At 64.5% G+C, this 6773-nt stretch carries 6 protein-coding genes; 4 read left to right on the top strand and 2 right to left on the bottom strand.

Going from position 1 to position 6773, the window contains the following annotated elements; translation table 11 throughout:
• Together VG320_RS08310 and VG320_RS08305 are read left to right on the top strand one after the other, a co-directional pair.
• A partial coding sequence (locus VG320_RS08310) for a carbon starvation CstA family protein (protein WP_327199644.1) occupies nucleotides 1-1742 on the top strand: 1742 nt, incomplete at its 5' end.
• A 30-nt stretch (nucleotides 1743-1772) separates the two neighbouring features.
• Nucleotides 1773-1979 carry a YbdD/YjiX family protein gene (locus VG320_RS08305; RefSeq protein WP_027820406.1) on the top strand — a complete coding sequence of 69 codons (207 nt, stop codon included), beginning with the start codon at nucleotides 1773-1775 and terminating at the stop codon, nucleotides 1977-1979.
• A 178-nt stretch (nucleotides 1980-2157) separates the two neighbouring features.
• Here VG320_RS08305 and hpnH read toward each other — a convergent pair whose 3' ends face one another.
• Nucleotides 2158-3309, bottom strand: coding sequence for an adenosyl-hopene transferase HpnH (hpnH, locus tag VG320_RS08300; protein ID WP_327199643.1), 1152 nt, complete (start codon nucleotides 3307-3309; stop codon nucleotides 2158-2160).
• Nucleotides 3310-3321: 12 nt separating this feature from the next.
• Complete coding sequence (gene ispH / locus VG320_RS08295; RefSeq protein ID WP_327199642.1) at nucleotides 3322-4266, bottom strand: 4-hydroxy-3-methylbut-2-enyl diphosphate reductase; 945 nt, start codon at nucleotides 4264-4266, stop codon at nucleotides 3322-3324.
• A gap of 432 nt (nucleotides 4267-4698) precedes the next feature.
• Here ispH and hpnC point away from each other — a divergent pair, with 432 nt between their 5' ends.
• Complete coding sequence (gene hpnC, locus VG320_RS08290) at nucleotides 4699-5568, top strand: squalene synthase HpnC (protein WP_327199641.1); 870 nt, start codon at nucleotides 4699-4701, stop codon at nucleotides 5566-5568.
• Entirely contained in the window at nucleotides 5565-6743 is a 1179-nt protein-coding gene (locus VG320_RS08285) for a glycosyltransferase (protein WP_327199640.1), read from the top strand. Before hpnC ends, VG320_RS08285 begins: the two co-directional genes overlap by 4 nt.
• Nucleotides 6744-6773 lie beyond the last annotated feature (30 nt).

Genomic DNA, 6773 nt, shown 5'->3' with positions numbered 1-6773 from the left:
GGACGCTCTGGGTGCTGGCCGGAGCCGTCTTCGCCGGGTGCGTGCAGGATTTTGTCATCTTGCTGTTTTCCGTGCGGCGCGACGGCAAATCTCTGACCGAGATGGCAAAAGAAGAGACCGGCGTCGTTGGGGGAATCGTTGCCTATGCGGCGGTCATCGCGATCCTGATCATCCTTCTGGCCGTCGTGGCCCTGGTCGTCGTCAACGCTCTGAAAGACAGCCCATGGGGAACTTTCACGATTGCCATGACGATTCCCATCGCACTGTTGATGGGCATCTACCTGAGGAGGATTCGGCCCGGGAAAGTGCTGGAAGTTTCCGCCCTCGGATTTGTTCTCGTGTTGCTGGCGATTTGGGGAGGTCAATGGGTTTCGCAAAATCCAGTGATGGCGCAGGTTTTCACCTTTCGAGCGGCCCCACTCGCCATTTCCATAATGATCTACGCATTTGCGGCATCGGCCGTGCCGGTTTGGCTGCTGCTCGCACCGCGCGACTACCTCTCGACGTTCCTGAAGATCGGCACGATCCTCGCGCTGGCGATCGGCATTCTGATCGTCGCGCCGGAACTGAAGATGCCGGCCTTCACGAAATTCATCGACGGCAGCGGGCCGGTGTGGTCGGGCAACCTGTTCCCGTTCCTCTTCATCACGATCGCATGCGGTTCGGTCTCCGGCTTCCATGCGCTGATCTCGTCGGGCACCACGCCCAAGCTGCTCGATAACGAAACCAACGCGCGCTTTATCGGTTACGGCGCGATGCTGATGGAATCGTTCGTTGCGATCATGGCGCTGGTGGCCGCTTCGGTGATCGAGCCGGGCGTGTACTTCGCGATGAACGCGCCGCTCGCGGTGCTCGGCACGTCGCCGGACGCGGTCGCGCATACGGTCGGCCAGTGGGGCTTTGTGCTCACGCCCGACATGCTCACGCAGACGGCCAAGGCCGTGGGCGAAACCACCATCGTCGCGCGCGCCGGCGGCGCACCGACGCTGGCGGTCGGCATGGCGCAGATCCTGCACCAGGTGATCGGCGGCCAGGCGATGATGGCCTTCTGGTATCACTTCGCGATCCTGTTCGAAGCGCTCTTCATTCTGACCGCAGTCGATGCGGGCACGCGTGCGGGCCGTTTCATGCTGCAGGACCTGCTGGGCACCTTCCACCCGGCGCTCAAGCGCACGGAGTCGCTGCCGGCTAACCTGATCGCCACGGCGCTGTGCGTGGCCGCGTGGGGTTACTTCCTGTATCAGGGCGTGGTCGATCCGCTGGGCGGCATCAATACGCTGTGGCCGCTGTTCGGCATCTCGAACCAGATGCTCGCCGGTATCGCGCTGATGCTCGGCACCGTCGTGCTGTTCAAGATGAAGCGCGAGAAGTTCGCCTGGGTGACCGCCGTGCCGACGCTGTGGCTGCTCATCTGCACGCTCACGGCGGGCTTGCAGAAGATTTTCGACAGCAGCCCGAAGGTGAGCTTTGTCGCGCATGCGCAGAAGCTGTCGGCGGCGCTCGACGCAGGCAAGATCCTCGCGCCCGCGAAGTCGGCCGAACAGATGCAGCGCATGATCTTCAACGACTACGTGGATGCAGCGCTGTCGGGGCTGTTCATCTTCGTGGTGGTGAGCATCGTGATTTATGGCCTGATCGCGATTGCGCGCGCGCGCCGCGCGGATCGTCCGACCGTGCAGGAAACGCCGTACGAAGCGTTGCCTGCGGGCGCTACGATTGCGACGCGCCAGAGCGCGCACTGATCCGGCGACGCCAACCCAACGGAGCGCATCATGTTCTCGGAACTTCGCGACAACGTGCAGACAGCCGGGCGTTATCTCGGCCAGGCCATGCGGCTGATGGTCGGTCTGCCGGACTACGACGGCTACGTCGCGCACATGCGCGCGACGCATCCCGATCGCCCGGTGATGACCTACGAGGAATTCTTCCGCGAGCGGCAGAACGCGCGCTATGGGTCGGGCGCGGGCAAGTGCTGCTGAAGCCAACACTGCCGGCCTGACAGGCCGATGCAAACGAAGAACGAAGGCGCGATGGCGAAAGTCATCGCGCCTTTTTTACGGCCTCGCCGCTTATCTAGCGGCAAAAAGAAAGGGCGCAACGGCTTTCACCGTTGCGCCCTTTCTCACATCCAGCGCCTTAAAAAGCGCGCCGGAAAACTTAGCTTGCCGCGACCGTCACCGGCTTCTTCGTCTTCGCCGAGTTCTTGATCTCTTCGAGCTTGATTTCGACGTGACGCGAGAACACGTAGTCAGCCGGACGTTGCGTATCCAGCGGGATGTCCTTGGCGAACGCGCCCGTGGTGCGCGGGCCCGACAGCGCGATACGCGCGGCCTTGAGCGGGTGCGCGACCGTATCCATCACGGCGGTGGCTTCGAAGCCGCAGTGGACCATGCAGTCCGCGCACTTCTCGTACTTGCCCGTGCCGTACTTGTCCCACTCGGTGGTTTCCATCAGTTCCTTGAAGGTCTTGACGTAACCTTCGCCGACCAGATAGCAGGGCTTCTGCCAGCCGAACACCGTGCGCGCCGGGTTGCCCCACGGCGTGCACTGGTAGGTCTGGTTGCCGGCCAGGAAGTCGAGGAACAGGCTCGACTGGCTGAACGACCACTTCTTGCCGTTGTTGCCGCGCTTGAAGATTTCGCGGAACAGGTTCTTGGTCTTGTCGCGGTTCAGGAAGTGCTGCTGGTCCGGAGCGCGCTCATACGCGTAACCCGGCGACACCGTGATGCCGTCCACGCCAACGGCGTGCGCCGTGTCGAAGAACTTCGCCACGCGATCCGGTTCAGCGTCGTTGAACAGCGTGCAGTTGATGTTCACGCGGAAGCCGCGGCGCTTGGCTTCCTTGATGGCCGCGACGGCCTTGTCGTACACGCCTTCCTGCGACACCGAGTGATCGTGCGCTTCGCGGTCGCCGTCCAGGTGGACCGACCAGACGAAGTACGGGCTCGGCTCGTAGTCGTCCATCTTCTTTTCCATGAGCAGCGCGTTCGTGCAGAGATACACGAACTTCTTGCGCGCCATGATGCCCTTGACGATCTGGGGCATTTCCTTGTGCAGCAGCGGTTCGCCGCCGGCGATCGAGACCACCGGTGCACCGCATTCGTCCACCGCGCCGAGGCATTCCTCGAGCGACAGACGCTGATTCAGGATGGGATCCGGATAGTCGATCTTGCCGCAACCATTACAGGCCAGGTTGCAGCGGAACAGCGGCTCGAGCATGAGCGCGAGCGGATAGCGCTTATTGCCGCCGAAATGTTGGCGGAAGATATAGGCGCCAACGCGCACTTTTTGGAGCAGCGGAATAGACAAGAGGTGTCCTCCTTAAACTTCGCGTGCGACGAGCGGTTGCAAGAGCTTCGACGGCAGCTTGAATTCGACTTTTTCTTCACGGCCCGCCATCGTCGACACCTCGACAGGCCCCAACGCGCGCAGCGCGTCGATCACGTTTTCTACCATTTCCTCGGGCGCCGACGCGCCGGCCGTGATGCCGACCGTCTGCGCGTTGGCAAACCACTCGGCCTTTACTTCCGAGCCGTCCGCCACGAGGTAGCTCGGCAGACCCGATTCGCTGCCGATTTCGCGCAGACGGTTCGAGTTAGAGCTGTTCGTTGCGCCCACCACCAGCAGCACATCCACTTGCGACGACAGATCGCGCACGGCGGCCTGACGGTTTTGCGTGGCGTAGCAGATGTCGCGCGTGTCCGGGCCGACGATGTCGCTGAAACGCTTGACGAGCGCGTCGATGATGCCGCGCGTATCGTCCACCGACAGCGTGGTCTGCGTCACATACGCGAGCGGCGCGTCGAGCGGCAGATCCAGCTTCTGCACGTCCGCTTCGCTTTGCACCAGCAGCACGGTGCCGGGAATCTGGCCGATCGTGCCTTCCACTTCCGGGTGACCGGCGTGGCCGATCAGGATCAGCGTGCGGCCCGCCGCAACATATTGACGGCCCTGCACGTGAACCTTGGTCACCAGCGGGCAGGTGGCGTCGAGCACGTCGAGCTCGCGCTCTTCGGCGGCGCGCTCAACGGTCTTGGCCACGCCGTGCGCGCTGAAAATCGCGACGGCGCCTTCGGGCACTTCGTCGAGTTCTTCCACGAAACGCGCGCCCTTGTTACGCAGGTTCTCGACCACGTGACGGTTGTGGACGATTTCATGGCGCACGTAGACCGGCGCGCCGTGCTTCTGCAATGCGCGATCGACAATTTCGATAGCGCGGACAACCCCCGCACAAAAGCCGCGGGGTTGGGCAAGGATCACTCGCATAGGGTGGCGAACTCCGACTGCCGCGCATCACGTGCAAGTCCAGGGGGACCTGTTCGCCGCGGCGATCATATTAATAAGGTGCTAATGAATGCATGCATCCGCCTTGGGGGAGGGCGGAAAAACCAGACGCGCATTTTAACCCTATCGCCGCACCTTTGCTGCGTGGCGCACGGGAAGGTGCGGCGCGCACGCGACGATAATCGGCATCAATAGCGTTTTGACCCTGCTTGAAGCCCGGCTGGAGGCGCGCAGACGGGCGATTTGCGCATCGATGAATGGAAAATGAAAGGTTTTGGATCGGGAATATTTGGAAACAAGGGCCAGCTGGCGAGGGATGGCGCGGTGCAACATGGCGCGGGAACCCTTAAACTAACGTCCCCGCTGCCGGAGCGCCCGGCGCGATGCGGGCCCGACCCCAATCAGGACGCCTGGATGGAACCCGACCATTACGACGATTTTCCGGTAGCGAGCCTGTTGCTGCCGAAGGCGCTGCGCGCGCCTGTCGGCGTGATCTACCACGTCGCGCGCACGCTCGACGACATCGCCGACGAAGGCGACTGGAGCCGCGAGGAGCGTCACACGCGGCTGGCCGATTTCCGCGACGGGCTGGACGCCGTGGCCGAAGGGCGCGCCGCGCCCGTGCATCCGATGCTGTTCGCGCGTCTGGCGGACGTGGTGCGCCGCTGCCGCCTGCCGCTGCAGCCGTTCTACGATCTGGTGTCGGCGTTCGACCAGGACATCGACACTACGCGCTACGCAGACCGGCTGGAACTGATGGACTTCTGCCGGCGCTCGGCGAACCCGGTCGGGCACCTGATGCTGCATCTGATCGACGAGGCCACGCCCGAGAACCTCGCCGACTCCGACGCCATCTGCACCGCCTTGCAGCTCATTACCTTTTTGCAGGACGTGCCGGCCGACTGGCGGCGCGGGCGCGTCTATCTGCCGCACGCCGACCGCGAGCGCCTGAATGTGACTGAAGCGCAGATCGCGGCAGGCGTGGTGGACGACGCCTGGCGCGCACTGATGCGGCACGAAATTGCCCACGTGCGCACGCTGCTGCTCGCCGGCGCGCCGCTGGCGCTGCGCGTGCCGGGGCGCTTCAGCCTCGAACTGTGCAGCGTGGTGCACGGCGGCCTGCGCATGCTCGACGTGATCGAGCGTGCCGACTACGACGTATTTCGCGCGCGGCCCGCGCTGCGCGCTTCCGACTGGTCCGTGGTGCTGATACGCACGGCGGCCATGTGGCTGTCGCGCCGCGTCGGCGTGCGCGCGCCTTCGATCAAGAGTAATAACGCATGATGACCACGATTCTGTTCGCCGTTTCCTGTCTTTCGCTGCTGATCTGGCTGGTGCTGCTGCTGGGCCGTGGCGGCTTCTGGCGCTCGCGTCCCGCCGATCCGCTGCCCGTGATCGAGCCCGCGGCGGGCTGGCCCTCGGCCTGCGCCGTGGTGCCGGCGCGCAACGAAGCCGATGCGATCGGCGAAGCCGTCACCTCGCTGCTGCGCCAGGAATACGGCGGCGACTTCCACGTGATCGTGATCGACGACCACAGCACCGACGGCACCGCCGAAGCCGCGCGCGCCGCCGCGCTCGCGCTGCAGTGCCCGGAGAAGCTCACCGTCATCACCGCCAAGCCGCTGCCGGCGGGCTGGTCGGGCAAGGTCTGGGCGCAGTCGCAGGGCATCGAGGCCGTGCGCACGCTGGGTCTGGACGCCGACTACCTGCTGCTCACCGACGCCGACATCGGCCATCCCGCCGACGCGCTCGCGCAGCTCGTGGTGCGCGCACAGGCCGAAAAACGCGATCTGGTTTCGCTGATGGTGCGTCTGCGTTGCGATTCGTTCTGGGAAAAGGCGCTGATTCCCGCCTTCGTGTTCTTCTTCGCCAAGCTCTATCCGTTTGCGTGGGTCAACGACGCGCGCAACAAGACGGCGGCGGCGGCGGGCGGCTGCATGCTGGTGCGCCGCAAGGCGCTGGAGGAAGCGGGCGGGATCGAGTCGATCCGCGCGGAACTCATCGACGATTGCAGCCTGGCCGCGCGCATCAAGCATCGCGGCGAAGGCCATCATCCGATCCGTCTGGACGTGGCCGCGAAGAGCGTGTCGCTGCGCCCCTACGATTCGTGGAAGGACATCTGGAACATGATCGCGCGCACCGCGTTCACGCAGCTGCATTATTCGGCGCTGCAGCTGGCGGGCACGATCGTCGGCATGACGGTGATCTATCTGGCGCCGCCGGTCGTGGCGCTCGTGCTGGGCGCGAAGGGCTGGCCCGCGTGGCTCGCCTGGGCGCTGATGTGCTGCGCGTATTCGCCGATGCTGGCCTACTATCGCCGCTCGCCGCTGTGGGCGCCGTTCCTGCCGCTGATCGCGCTCTTTTACGTGGGCGCGACTTTCGCGTCGGCGTGGCGTTTCTGGCGCGGCAAGGGCGGCCAGTGGAAGGCGCGCGTGCAGGCGCCGGTGCAGGGTCGCTGACCACAGGGCTCGTCCGCCGATAAAAAAAGC

It is taken from the genome of Paraburkholderia sp. (genome assembly GCF_035948235.1).
GTDB lineage: Bacteria > Pseudomonadota > Gammaproteobacteria > Burkholderiales > Burkholderiaceae > Paraburkholderia.
The sequence above is the reverse complement of the archived record's forward strand: the minus strand, read 5'-3'. Positions and strand labels throughout refer to the sequence as shown.

Excerpts from the sequence above, each read along its gene's own strand:
- VG320_RS08305 (WP_027820406.1), top strand. The coding sequence starts at position 1,773 with ATGTTCTCGGAACTTCGCGACAACGTGCAGACAGCCGGGCGTTATCTC.
- ispH (WP_327199642.1), bottom strand. The coding sequence starts at position 4,266 with ATGCGAGTGATCCTTGCCCAACCCCGCGGCTTTTGTGCGGGGGTTGTC.
- hpnC (WP_327199641.1), top strand. The coding sequence starts at position 4,699 with ATGGAACCCGACCATTACGACGATTTTCCGGTAGCGAGCCTGTTGCTG.
- VG320_RS08285 (WP_327199640.1), top strand. The coding sequence starts at position 5,565 with ATGATGACCACGATTCTGTTCGCCGTTTCCTGTCTTTCGCTGCTGATC.